Below are 13,131 nucleotides of genomic sequence, written 5' to 3'. Positions count from 1 at the left end.
GGACCGATCGGTCGGCGCCGACCCTCCCGCCGCCGGGCCGGGGGCGTCCTCACCCCCAGCGGATGACGCCGGGGTGCGACCGCGACCGGCACCGTCGGGCCCATGTCGAATCGCGCAGGCACGTTCGCCGCGGTGGCCGCGCTCGCCGCTCTCGCGCTCGCCTCGTGTTCCTCGGACCCCGACTCGGACTCCGATTCCGCCGCGGCGAGCCCGTCGGCGAGCTCGTCGGCCAGTTCCGCGGGGACCTCGACGGCCACCGGCTCGGGCTCGGCGACGAGCACCACCGGCGGTGACCTGTGCAGCGCCGCCGACGCGTTCCGCACGTCGCTGACCGGGCTGACCGACGTCGACGTCGTCCGGCAGGGCACCGCCGCCGTCGAGACGGCCTGGAACTCGGTGCAGGACGCCTGGTCCGGCGTCGCCGACGCCGCGCGCGACCAGTACGGCGACGAGGTGGACGCGGTGCAGAGCGACGCCGACGCCGTCCAGAGCTCGCTCAGCGCGGCGACGGCCAGCCCGTCCGCCGCGTCGCTGAGCGCGGTGGCCACCGCCGTCGGGGACTTCCTGAGCGGTGCCGACTCGCTGGTGCAGGAGGTGACCTCGACGTGCTGACCACCGAGGAACGGGCGCAGGCCCCCACCGTCGCGGTGACGGCGACCCCCCGGCCGTCCCCGCAGGAGCGGCGGGCGGCGGGCAAGGCGCTGCGCAAGGAGGTCCCGCTGGAGGCGCAGGCCGCCTTCACCCGGAGGCCGGGGGCGAAGGACCCGCTGACGCTGCTCGAGGAGCAGGGCGCCGACCGGGTCCCCGAGCTCCTGCCCATCCGGTGGGGGCGCATGCTGCAGTCCCCGTTCGCCTTCTACCGCGGCGCGGCCCGGGTCATGGCCGCCGATCTGGCCGGCGCGCCCCGGTCCGGGCTGACCGTGCAGATGTGCGGGGACGCGCACGTGTCGAACTTCGGGCTGTTCGCCTCGCCCGAGCGCCGGCTGGTGTTCGACACCAACGACTTCGACGAGACGCTGCCCGGCCCGTTCGAGCACGACGTCAAGCGGCTGGTCGCCAGCCTCGTGATCGCGGCGCGGGCCAAGGGCATGGGCCGCCGGCAGCGGCACGCGCTCGCCGCCGGCGCCGTCGCGGCCTACCGGACCGCCATGGCCCGGTTCGCCGGCATGCGCGACATCGAGGTCTGGTACTCCCACGTCGACGCCGACGAGATCAACGCCCAGCTGGCCCCCGACCTGGACCCCAAGCCCCGCAAGCGCCTGGCCCAGGCCCTGGAGAAGGCGCGGACCCGCGACACCCTCCAGGCGTTCGGCAAGCTCACCGACGTGGCGGACGGGAGGCTGCAGATCCGCGCCGACCCGCCGCTGGTGGTCCCCCTGCGCGAGCTCGTCAGCCAGGCCGAGGAGCAGTACTTCGCCGAGGCCTTCCCGGAGATCATCCGCCAGTACCGGGGCTCGCTGCAGGCCGACCGGCGCACCCTGCTGGAGCGCTACGCCTTCGTCGACATGGCCCGCAAGGTCGTCGGCGTGGGCAGCGTCGGCACCCGCTGCTGGGTGGTGCTCCTGGTCGGGCGGGACGCGGACGACCCGCTGCTGCTCCAGGTCAAGGAGGCCGTGCGGTCGGTGCACGCGGAGTACGTCGGCCGCAGCAGGTACGCCAACCAGGGCCAGCGCGTGGTCACCGGCCAGCGGCTGATGCAGCAGGCGTCCGACATCTTCCTCGGCTGGCAGCGGACCACCGGCGTCGACGGCGGCCAGCACGACTTCTACGTGCGGCAGCTGCGCGACTGGAAGGGGACGGTCGAGGTCGACCAGCTGCGCCCGCCGGGGCTGAAGAGCTACGGCGAGCTCTGCGCGTGGTGCCTCGCCCGGGCGCACGCCCGCTCCGGGGACCGCATCGCGATCGCCGGGTACCTCGGTTCGTCCACCGCCTTCGACGAGGCCCTCGCCGAGTTCGGCGAGGCCTATGCCGACGTCAACGACGCCGACCACGCCCAGCTGGCGGACGCCGTGTCCAGCGGCCGGGTGCCGGCCGAGCTCGACGTCTGACCGGCTCACCCGGGCGGGGTGAGGCCCACCCCGCCCGCCGGGGCCGAGCATCGCGCGGTGGACGTCCCGCCCCTCGAACCCCCGGCCCCCGGCCGGCGGGCGGTCACCGTCGCCCTCGGCCGCACCGTCCTGACCTCCCTGGCCGTGCTCGCCCTCTACGCCGTCCTGCCGCTGGACGGCTCGTTCGACGGGCGGACGTGGCTGCTGCTCGCCGCGGGCCTGGTCGCGACCGGACTGATCGCCTCCTGGCAGGTCCGGGCGATCATGCGGGCCCCGCACCCCGCGCTGCGGGCGGTGGAGGCCGCCGGCCTGTCCCTCCCGCTGTTCCTGGTGCTGTTCGCCGCGGCGTACGTCGTGCTGTCGGCGTCCACCGACCACGCGTTCACCGAGCCGGTGGACCGGGTCGACGGGCTGTACTTCGTGGTCACCGTCTTCGCCACGGTCGGGTTCGGGGACATCGCGCCCGTGAGCTCCACCGCGCGGGTGCTCACGACGATCCAGATGGTGGGCGACCTGGTGCTCGTCGGGCTGGTGCTGCGCGCCTTCCTCGGTGCGGTGGACCGGGGACGGCGCCGCACCGAGGAGTCCGCCGACCGGAGGTGACCGCGCCGGCCCCCCGCGCCGGGCGGACGGTCAGGCGTGCGTGGAGGGCACCATCCGGCGGTACTCGTCGGGCGTGATGGCGCCGTCCCGCAGCAGCCCGCGGGCCTTCGCGAGCTGGTCGGCCTCCGCCCCGGCGGCGACGGCCCGGATGTGGGCGTCGGCCGCCTGCCGCCGCCGCTCGACCGCGGCAGCGGAGCGCTCGGCCATCCCGCGGCCCTGGGTGACCAGGTAGACGAAGACCCCGAGGAAGGGCAGCAGGAGGGTGACGACGACCCAGCCGGTCTTCGCCCAGGCGCCGATGTCGTCGCGGCCGAACAGGTCACCGAACACGCGGAACAGCAGGAGGAACCACAGGGCCCAGCAGAAGATCATCAACGCGGTCCAGAACAGGTCGAGCAGGGGCATGGGTCCTCCTCCGGGCGGATGGTGGACCCGACCCTGGTCAGCCCCGCGCCCGCGATCATCACCCCGCCGGGGTGACCTGCGGCCGGGCCACCGGACGACCGCTGCCGGCGGGGAGCCGGCTCACGGCGAGTCGGCGTCCGTCGCCTGGACGGCCGCGGCACGGACCTCCATCAGGTCCAGCCCGAGGCTGCGCAGCCGCTGGAGGACCCCGTGCAGGCCGGACTGGTCCGTGGGCGCCGTCCGCAGGATGGTCAGCGGCGGTTCCTCGCCGAGGTCCTCCGCGCCGATCTCCTCCAGGAGTTCGGCCGGCACCGGTCCACGCACCCTGAGCTCGTACACCTGAGGTCCCATCTCCGCGCGCTCCCCACTGCTCGGTCCGGACACCGGCCCGCCGGGCCCTGTCCCGCAGCCCGCGGACGGCCGGGGCGCCGCAGCGCCCGATCAGGCTCGTGGCGGGTCCGATCCGACGCACCGAGGGTCGGCCGCCCGGAGGCGATCCGGCCTCCTCCCGGCCGGATGAGAGGGGCACGGTCCGCGCGCCACCCGGGCCCCCGGCCCGGCCGGACCCCGGGAGGAGAGGACCGGCGCGGCGCCCCCGGTCATCCGGGGAGGGGGATGGGGAGCGACGGTCCGGCCCGCCACCCTGGACGCGACCGCCGACCCCCGGAGGTGGGCCATGGGCACGGCTGCCGAGGACGTCGACTACCCGCTGCTGGACCTGCTGTGGACCCTCGTGCTGCTCTTCGCGCTGGTGCTGTGCTTCTTCCTGCTGGTCGTCGCCCTGACCGACCTGTTCCGCCGGCGGGACCTGTCCGGCTGGGCCACGACCGGCTGGATCGTCTTCCTCCTGGTGCTGCCGCTGATCGGCTCGCTCACCTACTTCGTCTCCCAGGGCCACGGGATGGCCGGGCGCGACATCCGGCGGCTCCGCCAGGAGCAGGAGGCCGACGACGCCCACATCCGCGCCGTCGCCGCCCCCGGCTTCCGCGGGGTCGAGGAGATCGCGCGGGCCAAGCACCTGCTCGACGAGGGCGCCATCAGCCAGGAGGAGTTCGAGCAGCTGAAGCGGCGCGCCCTCGTCTGAGCGGCTCGTCCGGACCGCAGGCCGGGGCCCCGGCCGCTCCGGGCGGCCGGGGCCCCGGTCGGTCGCCGGTCAGCTCCCGGGCGTGCGGGGCGCGGGCGGCACGGCGGCCGCGGCCTCCGCCTCCGCGGCCTCGGCGGCGTCGAGGGCGGCCACGAGGTCCTGCACGGGGACGTGCCCCGAGGCCACGAGGCGGCCGCCGGAGCGGCGGAGCGCGGCGGCGAAGGGCGTCGCCCAGGTGTTCTCGTAGACGAGCACGCCGGCCGCGGTGCCGGGGTCGAGTGCCGCCGCGGCCGCCGCGACGTCGTCGGCGTCCAGGAGACCCGTGGCGGCGCCGTCGAACAGCGCGGCCTCCAGCAGCTGCATGCGCTCCAGGTCGACCTGGGTGAGCGTCGTGACGACGCCGTCGTCGTCCTTGCGCAGGAAGACCAGGTCGAGGATCCGGATGATCCCCCGGTCGACGAGGTCGACCAGCAGCGGGAGCGCCTCGCCGTTCGTGCGGTCGGTCGGGAAGGCCACCACGACGTAGTCGATCGGGCCCATCTGGTCGAGTGCGGCGGCCTGCTCGAGGTCTGCGGACATGGGTCCCCCAACGGACGAGGATCGAGAGCGGACGCCGCCGACGCTGCCCGCCCGCGCGCCGCCGCACGTCACCCGCGGCGGAGGAGTCGGGTCCCCGTCGCCGGCGGCCGCCGCGCACGCCGGCAACCGCCCGGACGGCGTGCCGTCCGGGCGGGTGCCGGCTCCCGGGAGGGCCGGGCGACCGTCAGCGGTCCTTCAGCTCCCGGCCGTGCACGACGATCGCGAAGATCACCACCACGTTGAGGGCGATCATGAGGGTCGACCAGATCGGGTAGGCGGAGAGGAACGCGAGGTTCACGATCGCGCCCAGCATCGCGATGCCGACCCCGACGACGCGCGCCAGCATGTTGCCGGCCAGGAGCCCGAGGCCGGTGAGGACGGCGACGATGCCGATGACCAGGTGCACCCAGCCCCAGGTGTTGTAGTCGACGTCGACGACGAGGCCCGAGGACGACACGGCGTAGAACCCGTCGTCGAACAGCGCCACCAGTCCCTCGATGATCTGGAAGGCGCCGAGCAGGACCAGCATCACGCCGCCGAAGACCACCCACCCCGCCCACGCCGACATCGGCTCGGGGTAGCGGGCGCGGGTCTGCGCGGCTCTCTGGTCCGAGGTGTTCGTCATGGCCTGTCCCTCCGCGGGTCGTGGTGGCTGCCGGCCCAGCGTCGGACCGGCCCGGGGGCCGGGCATCGTCCCCCCCGAGTGAGTTCGGCGCCGGGGAGATCCCGGTCGCGGTCCTCCCACCGGGGGGATCCCAGCGGCGTCCCGCTGGGCTTGGCTGCGGCCCATGGGGAGCGCCGGTCCCGGCGGACGGCCGGGCGATGCCGCGGGGGCCGCCCCGGCGGGCGACGAGGCCGTGCGCACGGAGACACCGCGCGAGACCCCGGCGGTCCCCCCTCCGCGGCCGGCCCGCCGGGTGCGGGCGGCCGACGCCGCCGCCGCGTGGGGTCGGGCCCGCGCGGCCCGGGTCCGGGCGGGCACGGTCGGCTCCGTGCAGACGCGGGTGCGGGACCTGGACGTGCGCCACCACGCACTGGTGTTCGCCGCGCTGGGCATGGTCCTGTTCGTCCCCGCCGTGATCACCCTGGCCGCGGTGCTGCCGCTGGGCCGCGAGCGCGGGCTCGCCGACCGGATGGCCCACCACCTGGCGCTCTCCGAGGAGGCCCGGACGGTGGTGCGGCAGCTGTTCGTCTCGTCCGACGTCGTCCACACGCCGACGACGGCCGCCGGCGCCGTCGTCACGGTGTGCGCCGCCTTCGCCTGGCCGGCCGAGCTGCAGCGGTTCTACGCCGCCGTGTGGGGGGTGCCACGCCTGGGCAGGCGGCACCTGTGGCGCCCGCTGGTCTGGCTGGCCACGCTCCTGGTGACGGTCGTCGTCGTCGGCGCCGTCAGCACCCTCGCCGGCGGGGTCTCCGGCGCGGTCGTGACCGCCGTGCTCTGCTCGCCGCTGCTGCTGCTGTGGGCCTGGTGGATGCAGGGGTTCCTGCTCGCCTGGCGGGTGCCCGCGCGGGCGCTGCTGCCGGGCGCCGTCGTCACCGTCGCGGGGCTGGCCGCGGCCAGCGTGGCCTCGAGCCTGTACCTGTCCCGCGCGGTCGTCTGGAACGCCGAGCGGTACGGGCCCATCGGCGTCGTCTTCGTGCTCATGTCCTGGTTGACCTGGTACAGCCTCGTGCTGCTCGGCGGCCCCGTGGTGGGGCACGTCCTGCACGAGCGACGGCCGGGTCCGGTCCGCTGAGCGGCGCGCTCGGTGGGAGCCCCCGCCCCGCGGGCCGACTCACCCGTGGCGGATGAGGGAGGCCGGTGCCGGCTGCACGACGCTGACGGTCCCGATGGACCGGGCGGCCGCCACAGCGTCTCGTGAACAGGAGCGGAGACCATGAGCGAACTCGAGCCCCGCCGCACCGCAGCGACGCCGGTGCCGGATGCGATGCCGGTGCTCAGCCGTGGCCAGCACACCAACCCCTCCCGGGGCGCGTGCTTCATGGAGTACACGTCCCTGCTGGCCGGCGAGCCCTTCAGCGACCGGCCCCGCTGCGTCGACGCGGAGCTCGGCGACGTGCTGCGCAGCGCCAACGACAGGCTGTCCGACGCCGACCGTCCCCTCCTCGTCCCGTTGCTCGGGCGCGCGATCGGGCTCGTGGTGGAGCCCCCGCCGCCCGGTCCGCGGGGCCTGCGCCGCGGGGCACTGCGGCACCGCCGGGAGGTGCTGGCGCCCCACCGCGAGCGCACCGCCACGCTCCGCCGGGCGGCGACGCGGCGGTTCGTCGCCACGGTCGGGCCGGCCCGCTCGCTGGGCGCGGGCACGTGGTCCGGCCGCAGCGGCGCGCTCTCCCAGCTGTTCTGGGACTCGATGGCCGAGCCGGCCTCGCCGGCCACCCCGCGGGCCTACGCGCGGCGCCTCGTGGAGCGGCTGACCGTCCTGCACGAGTGCTTCGAGCGGGCCATGGACGACCTCGGGCTCGCCCACCCGGCGACGCCCCCCGTCGCCCGCGGGCCGGTGGCGACCACGGACTCCCCGGGCGAGCTGGTCCCGGCGCCCCGCCGGCCCCGCGAGGAGTGACCGTCCGGCAGGGGTGATCCCCCGGGCGGCCGGGGAGGACCACCATCGGCGACGCCTCGGACGTGCGCTGGGAGGGTGCCGTGGACTCGATGCGTGCCCGGCGGTGGTCCGCCCGGCTGTCGTTGCTGCTCGTCGCGGCCGCCGTGGTGCTGCTGCTCTCCTTCGCCGGGGACGGCGGCCTGTGGCTGGTGCTGCTGACCGTCGTGGCGGCCGGCGTGGTCGTGGCCGCCGCCTACTGGGCGCTGCTCCACCGCGGCCCCGTGCGCTGGCTGGCGACCGCGCTCGCCGTGGCCGTGCCCGTGGCGCTGCTGGTCACGTTCGCGGTCGCCGACCTGCTCTGGGTCGCCGTCGTCGCCGCGCTGCTGGTCGCCGCCGCGGTCGCGGCCGCGCGCGTGGCGCTGCTGCCCGACCGCTCGCGCTGGACGATGGCCGTCGCCGACGCCCCGGACCCGCGGCACCCGTTCCTGGTGATGAACCCGCGCTCCGGCGGCGGCAAGGTCGACCGCTTCCGGCTGCGCGAGCGCGCCGAGGCCCTCGGTGCCGAGGTGGCCCTGCTGGACCGGCCGCACACCGACGTCCAGGAACTCGCCCGGCAGGCCCTCGCCCGCGGCGCCGACCTGCTCGGCGTCGCCGGCGGCGACGGCACCCAGGCCCTCGTCGCCCAGGTCGCGGCCGAGCACGACGTGCCGTTCCTGGTGATCAGCGCCGGCACCCGCAACCACTTCGCGCTCGACCTCGGCCTGGACCGCGACGACCCCGCCCGCTGCCTGGACGGGCTGCGCGACGCGGTGGAGACGCGGATCGACCTCGGCGACATCAACGGCCGCACCTTCGTGAACAACGCCTCCTTCGGCGCGTACGCGGAGATCGTCGAGACCCCCGGCTACCGCGAGGAGAAGCGCCGCACGACGCTGGACGCCCTGCCGGACCTGCTGGCCCGCCGGCGCGGCGCCCACCTCGTCGCCGAGGCGGCCGGGGTGACGCTGGACGCGCCGCAGGCCCTGCTGGTGAGCAACAACCCGTACGCGGCCCCCGACCTCGCCGAGGCGGGGCGGCGGGCCCGGCTCGACCTCGGGGTGCTCGGGGTCGTCGCCGTCCGGGTGGACAGCGCGCGGCAGGCCGTCGGCCTGCTCAACGGCGCGCACCAGCAGGGGCTGCGGCTGGTGGAGGCGGCGGAGGTCGTGGTGACCGCGGACGCCGCCGACGTCCCCGTCGGCATCGACGGCGAGACGGTGCGGATGACCACCCCGGTGCGGTGCGCCATCCGGCCGGGCGTCCTGCGGGTGCGGCTGCCCCGGGACCGGCCGGGCGTGCGCCCGCCGAAGCCGCGGGTGCACTGGGCCGGGTTGTGGGCGCTCGCCGTCGGCCGGACGGCGCCGGCGGCCGTCCCCGCCCCGTCCCGGCCGGCGGGCGCCGCTCCCCCGGCCCCCGCTCCCCCGGCCCCCGCACCCCGGACGCCGGCGCCCGAGGAGCGGCAGCCGACGTCGGAGTCCCGGGAGGGCTGAGGTCGGGCCGGGGACCCGGCCGGGGCCGCTCGGCTCAGCCCGCCCGGTCCAGGCGCCAGGCCGCGAGACCGAACAGCACCCCCAGCGCGTTCGTCGCCCAGTGCGCCGCCGCGCTGGCCAGCACGCTGCCGGTGCGCCGGCGCAGCTCGCCGAAGACGAGACCGCCGATCGCGGTGAAGGCGACGGTCCCGGCGACGACGACGGCGGTGCCCGCGCCGCCGACCGCGTCGGAGACGCCGCGGTTGCTCTCGCCCAGGTGCAGCGACGGGAGGACGTGCCACAGCCCGAACAGCACCGAGGTGCCGACGAGCACCTGCCAGGGCCGCAGGTGCCGGGCGAGCACGCCCCACAGCACCGACCGGAAGGCGAGCTCCTCGAGCACGACGGTGCCCAGCGGGATGACGACGAACGCCGTGTACAGCCCCTCCGGGAGCGACACGTCGTAGCGGACGTCCTGGAACGCCGGGCGGGTGACCGGCAGCAGGAGACCGACCACGTAGACGCCCGCCACGACGGCGACCACGCCGAGCCCCCACCGGACGCCGGCGCGGAGGGTGGCGCGGCCCAGACCGAGCTGCGGCCAGGTCAGTCCCTCCCACCAGCGCGCCCAGGCGAGCAGAGCGGCCCCCTCCAGCGCGCGGACCCACCAGGGCGGGTGCCACACGTTGTCGACCACGTTGACCGCCGCGAGGACGGCGACCAGGCCGCCGGACACCCGCCGGCAGTGCGCCGGGGTGGGCGGGGACGCCGTCGCCGGAGCGGCCCCGCCGGCCGGGTCAGCGCTCACCGATCAGCTGGCGCAGCCGGGCGGTGTCGGCGTCGGTCCAGCCGGGCGGCTGGGCGACGGCCGCCCAGGCGTCGACGTAGTCGGCCTCGTACTTGTGCCCGTGCCCGTCGGGCACGCCGGTGGAGAACGCCATGTCCGCCGTGACCTGCCAGAAGGTGACGAACGGCAGCCACACCATGCTGTCGGAGACGTCGGGCGCCCGCTCGCCCTCCAGCCAGTCGGGGCGTCCCAGGATCAGCTGCGGCGACCACCAGACGATCGGGTCGGAGCCGTTCTGCAGGTAGACGACCCGCGGCTCGCCCCACGGGTCCGGCGGCGAGCCGAGGTCGGCGGCCTCGTCGGCGAAACGCACGGTGCGGCCGTCCTCGTAGACCGGCCGCCACTCCGGGGAGCCCTCGTCGCGGTCCCCGACGAGCCGCCGCCACAGGTCGTTGAAGTTCGGCGGACCGGCCCACAGCACCCCGTCGGTGCGGTTGACGATGTCGGCGATCCCGCTGAACGCGGCCTCGCCGCCGAACGTGCCGAGGCTCTCGCCGAAGACGTACAGCGCGGGCCGGGTCTCGGCCGGCAGCTGCGCCCACACGCCGTAGACCGCGTCGAACAGCGCGCGGCCGGCGTCGCGCGCCTTCGCCTGGTCGACCAGGAACGACATCCAGCTGGGCAGGTAGGAGTACTGCATCGACACCATCGCGGTGTCGCCGTTGAACTCGTACTCCAGCGCGTCGCTGGCCGCCGGGTCCACCCAGCCGGTGCCCGTCGTCGTCATCACCACGAGGACCGCGCGGTCGAAGCCCCCGGCCCGCTGCAGGTCCGCGACGGCGAGCGCGGCGCGGTCGTCGACCTCCGCGGCCGACGCGAGCCCGGCGTAGGCGCGGACCGGGGTGAGCGCCGGCTCGCCCGAGAAGGCGGACAGCTCCGCCGCGGTCGGGCCCTTCCCGACGAAGTTGCGGCCCTGCAGACCGAGGTCGTCCCACGGCACGAGCGACGCGGGGCTGCCCGAGCGCTCGGCGGCGGCGGGCTCGACGGCGCCGGACTCGGTGCCGTCGTCGCGGACGCTGAACGCGGAGTTCATCGCGTCCACCAGGCCCTGGAAGAGGACGCCGTTGAGCAGGAAGACCACCAGGAGGGCGGCCGCGACGACGCCCAGCGGCCGGGCGATCCGCCGCGGCAGGAACCGGCCGAGCAGCCGCACCAGCCCGCGCGCCAGCCAGCGGATGCCCCGCCCGATCCCGACCAGGACGGCGAACAGCACGGCGGCCACGACGACGATGCCCAGCGACGAGGCGCGCGCCTGCGGGGGCACCCCCATGAGCTCGTGGACCTCGCGCTGCCAGCTGGCGCCGAGCCACAGCATGACGAGCGCGAAGGCCGTGCCGAGGACGGCGAGGACCTGCCAGGCCCGGCGCCGGAAGCCGGCCGACAGCCGGCTCTGGGTGACCTCCGCGACGAACCACGCGACGGTCACCCCGGCGCCGTAGCCGATCGCCGCGGTGATGCCGGTGATCAGCCCCTGCAGCACCCAGCCGCGGGGCAGCAGCGACGGCGTCAGGGAGGCGCCACCCAGCAGCAGCGCCCCGACCGTGCCGCTCCAGGTGTAGCGCGGCAGCCAGCGCCGCCACCCGGCACGGCGCGGCGACGCCCCGGGGGACGCGGCCGGCGCGGGAGGGCCGGGCGGGGACTCCGGCGGGGACTCGGGCGGGGACTCCGGCGGCGTGGTCACCGCACGCGGCGCGGGGGCCGCGTCCGGATCCGCCGGCAGGGACCTCGCCGTCGGGTCGACCGTCATGCCCGCTCCCCTCGTCGCCGGCCCGAGCCTAGGGGTCGTCCGGGCGGCCCGGATTCCCCTCGCCGGGATGAGTCGGGCCGCCCGGGTCCGGTCCGACCATCCCGGGATGCGACACGCGCGACGACGGCAGGACCACGGGTCCCCACCCCGCAGCACCGCCCCCGGCGTCGGCCTGGTGGTGGCGGCGGCGACGGTCCCCGGCACGTTCGCCCCCTCGCTGTCGGCCCGCAGCGCGGTCGACCAGGGCCTGGTGACCGGGCTGGCCACGGGCACCCACTACCTCCTGGCGGTCGGGGCGCAGGAGGTGCTGGAGGCCACCGCGCGGTTCCTCGCCGGCGCCTCGCCGTCCACGGCCGTGCCGCGCGCCCTCGCGGTCGCGGTCGACGCCGCCGCCGTGCCGCTCGGACTGGCCGTGCTGCGGGCCCTCCCGCCGCGGACCGACGACCCGCTGCGCGGGGCCGTCCGCCAGGCCGCGTGGCGGCTCGGCGCGACCGGGCTCGGCGGGGCCGCGCTGGGCGTCGCCGAGGCCGGCGTGCGGGCCCTCGACGCCCGGCTGCGGCTCGGCGGCCGGCTGGCCGCCGTCCCGCTCGCCGTGCCCGTCGGCCTCGGGGTCGCCGCCGTGGTGGACCGGGCGCACGCGGGCGCCGGGGCGGGAGGACGCGGTCCGGTGGCCGCGCCGGCGCTGTCGTCCCTGGGCGTCGCGGGCGCCGTCGTCGGCGGGCTGGCCGGCGCCGCCTACGGCGAGCACGCCCTGACCGGGCGGGCCGCCCGCCGGCTCGCCGCGGTGCTGCCGGGGCCGCCCGCGCTCTGGCGGTTGGCCGGTCACGCCGGCGTCCTCGCCGGGCTGGGGTCGGCGGCCACCGCTGTCTGGCACCGGGCGATGCGGCGCGTGGAGGCCCTGACCTCGGCCAGCGTGCCGGTCCTCGAGGGCGGCGCCGACGACAGCCTGGTGCCGGCGACGGTGAGCGGCGGCCCCGGCAGCCTGGTGTCCTGGTCGGGCCTGGGCCGCGACGGCCGGCTGCACGCCCTCGCGTCCGTCCGCCCGCGGCCGCTGGCCGTCCGCCCCGAGGGCGTGCCCGACCTGTCCGTCGAGACCGTCATGGGCGAGCCGGCCCGCTCCGAGCCGGTGCAGGTGTACGTCGGGCTGGACAACGCCCCGACCCCCCGCGCGCGGGTGGACCTGGCGATGGCCGAGATCGAGCGCACCGGCGCCCTCGACCGGTCGCTGCTCGTCCTCGTCTCCCCCACGGGCACCGGCTACGTCAACTACGTCGCCACCGCCGCCCTGCAGTACCTCGCCCTGGGCGACGTCGCCACGGTGACGCTGCAGTACTCCGGGCGTCCGTCGCCGCTGTCGCTGGGCATGGTGCGCCGGGCCCGGGAGCAGAACCGGCTGCTGTGGCTGCGGGTCCTCGAGGGGCTGCGGGACCGCCCGGGCCCGCGGCCGCGCGTGGTGCTGTTCGGCGAGAGCCTCGGCGCGCACACCAGCCAGGACGTGTTCCTGCACTGGGGAACCCTCGGCCTGGACGCCATGGGCATCGACCGGGCGCTGTGGATCGGCACGCCGTACGGCAGCGGGTGGATGCGGCAGGTGACCCGCGGCGACCGCCTCGACGTCGACCGCGACGCCGTCGCCGTCGTCAACGACCACGCGCAGCTCGCCGGGGGGGGGGGGGGGGGGGGGGGGGGGGGGGGGGGGGGGGGGGGGGGCGGGGGGGGGGGGGGGGGGGGGGGGGGGGGGGGGGTGGGGGTGGGGGTGCCGGCGGGCCGGGG

14 protein-coding genes are annotated in these 13,131 nt (G+C 77.0%); 8 read left to right on the top strand and 6 right to left on the bottom strand.

Annotated features, from left to right (window positions below):
• Nucleotides 1-102 precede the first annotated feature (102 nt).
• Genes ACI781_RS08060 through ACI781_RS08050 form a run of 3 tightly spaced genes read left to right on the top strand, consistent with a single transcriptional unit; the run spans nt 103 to nt 2,651 of the window.
• Nucleotides 103-612: a hypothetical protein gene (locus ACI781_RS08060; RefSeq protein ID WP_456565564.1), complete on the top strand. Its 510-nt coding sequence runs from the start codon at nt 103-105 to the stop codon at nt 610-612.
• Nucleotides 606-2,048: a DUF2252 domain-containing protein gene (locus tag ACI781_RS08055; RefSeq protein ID WP_456565563.1), complete on the top strand. Its 1,443-nt coding sequence runs from the start codon at nt 606-608 to the stop codon at nt 2,046-2,048. The genes ACI781_RS08060 and ACI781_RS08055 overlap by 7 nt, the downstream gene beginning before the upstream one ends.
• 57 nt (nt 2,049-2,105) lie before the next feature.
• Entirely contained in the window at nt 2,106-2,651 is a 546-nt protein-coding gene (locus ACI781_RS08050) for a potassium channel family protein (RefSeq protein ID WP_456565562.1), read from the top strand.
• Nucleotides 2,652-2,681: 30 nt separating this feature from the next.
• On the opposite strand, the gene ACI781_RS08045 is transcribed toward ACI781_RS08050, so the two are convergent.
• Both ACI781_RS08045 and ACI781_RS08040 read right to left on the bottom strand, forming a co-directional pair.
• Nucleotides 2,682-3,056, bottom strand: a complete 375-nt coding sequence (locus tag ACI781_RS08045; RefSeq protein ID WP_456565561.1) for a PLDc N-terminal domain-containing protein — start codon at nt 3,054-3,056, stop codon at nt 2,682-2,684.
• A gap of 120 nt (nt 3,057-3,176) precedes the next feature.
• Complete coding sequence (locus ACI781_RS08040; RefSeq protein WP_456565560.1) at nt 3,177-3,368, bottom strand: hypothetical protein; 192 nt, start codon at nt 3,366-3,368, stop codon at nt 3,177-3,179.
• Between the two features lie 364 nt (nt 3,369-3,732).
• Here ACI781_RS08040 and ACI781_RS08035 point away from each other — a divergent pair, with 364 nt between their 5' ends.
• Nucleotides 3,733-4,140, top strand: coding sequence for an SHOCT domain-containing protein (locus ACI781_RS08035; RefSeq protein WP_456565559.1), 408 nt, complete (start codon nt 3,733-3,735; stop codon nt 4,138-4,140).
• A gap of 69 nt (nt 4,141-4,209) precedes the next feature.
• Here ACI781_RS08035 and ACI781_RS08030 read toward each other — a convergent pair whose 3' ends face one another.
• Entirely contained in the window at nt 4,210-4,719 is a 510-nt protein-coding gene (locus ACI781_RS08030; RefSeq protein ID WP_456565558.1) for a DUF6325 family protein, read from the bottom strand.
• A 184-nt stretch (nt 4,720-4,903) separates the two neighbouring features.
• Nucleotides 4,904-5,344 (bottom strand): DUF7144 family membrane protein, encoded by a 441-nt coding sequence (locus tag ACI781_RS08025; protein WP_456565557.1) that lies wholly within the window; start codon nt 5,342-5,344, stop codon nt 4,904-4,906.
• 367 nt (nt 5,345-5,711) lie between these two features.
• Between ACI781_RS08025 and ACI781_RS08020 the strand changes: the two genes are divergently transcribed.
• The 3 genes from ACI781_RS08020 to ACI781_RS08010 all read left to right on the top strand — a co-directional run bounded on the left by ACI781_RS08020 (nt 5,712) and on the right by ACI781_RS08010 (nt 8,785).
• Nucleotides 5,712-6,455, top strand: coding sequence for a YhjD/YihY/BrkB family envelope integrity protein (locus ACI781_RS08020; RefSeq protein ID WP_456565556.1), 744 nt, complete (start codon nt 5,712-5,714; stop codon nt 6,453-6,455).
• A 141-nt stretch (nt 6,456-6,596) separates the two neighbouring features.
• Nucleotides 6,597-7,280 (top strand): hypothetical protein, encoded by a 684-nt coding sequence (locus ACI781_RS08015; RefSeq protein WP_456565555.1) that lies wholly within the window; start codon nt 6,597-6,599, stop codon nt 7,278-7,280.
• An 89-nt stretch (nt 7,281-7,369) separates the two neighbouring features.
• Entirely contained in the window at nt 7,370-8,785 is a 1,416-nt protein-coding gene (locus ACI781_RS08010) for a diacylglycerol/lipid kinase family protein (protein WP_456565672.1), read from the top strand.
• A 34-nt stretch (nt 8,786-8,819) separates the two neighbouring features.
• Here the strand turns inward: ACI781_RS08010 and ACI781_RS08005 are convergent, their stop codons facing one another.
• Nucleotides 8,820-9,572 (bottom strand): CPBP family intramembrane glutamic endopeptidase, encoded by a 753-nt coding sequence (locus ACI781_RS08005; protein WP_456565554.1) that lies wholly within the window; start codon nt 9,570-9,572, stop codon nt 8,820-8,822.
• Nucleotides 9,562-11,358: an alpha/beta hydrolase gene (locus ACI781_RS08000; RefSeq protein ID WP_456565553.1), complete on the bottom strand. Its 1,797-nt coding sequence runs from the start codon at nt 11,356-11,358 to the stop codon at nt 9,562-9,564. Before ACI781_RS08000 ends, ACI781_RS08005 begins: the two co-directional genes overlap by 11 nt.
• A 106-nt stretch (nt 11,359-11,464) precedes the next feature.
• Between ACI781_RS08000 and ACI781_RS07995 the strand changes: the two genes are divergently transcribed.
• On the top strand, nt 11,465-13,131 hold a 1,667-nt coding region (locus tag ACI781_RS07995), incomplete at its 3' end, for an alpha/beta-hydrolase family protein (RefSeq protein ID WP_456565552.1).

The sequence above is a fragment of the Blastococcus sp. SYSU D00695 genome, from assembly GCF_054050555.1.
The sequence above is the reverse complement of the archived record's forward strand: the minus strand, read 5'-3'. Positions and strand labels throughout refer to the sequence as shown.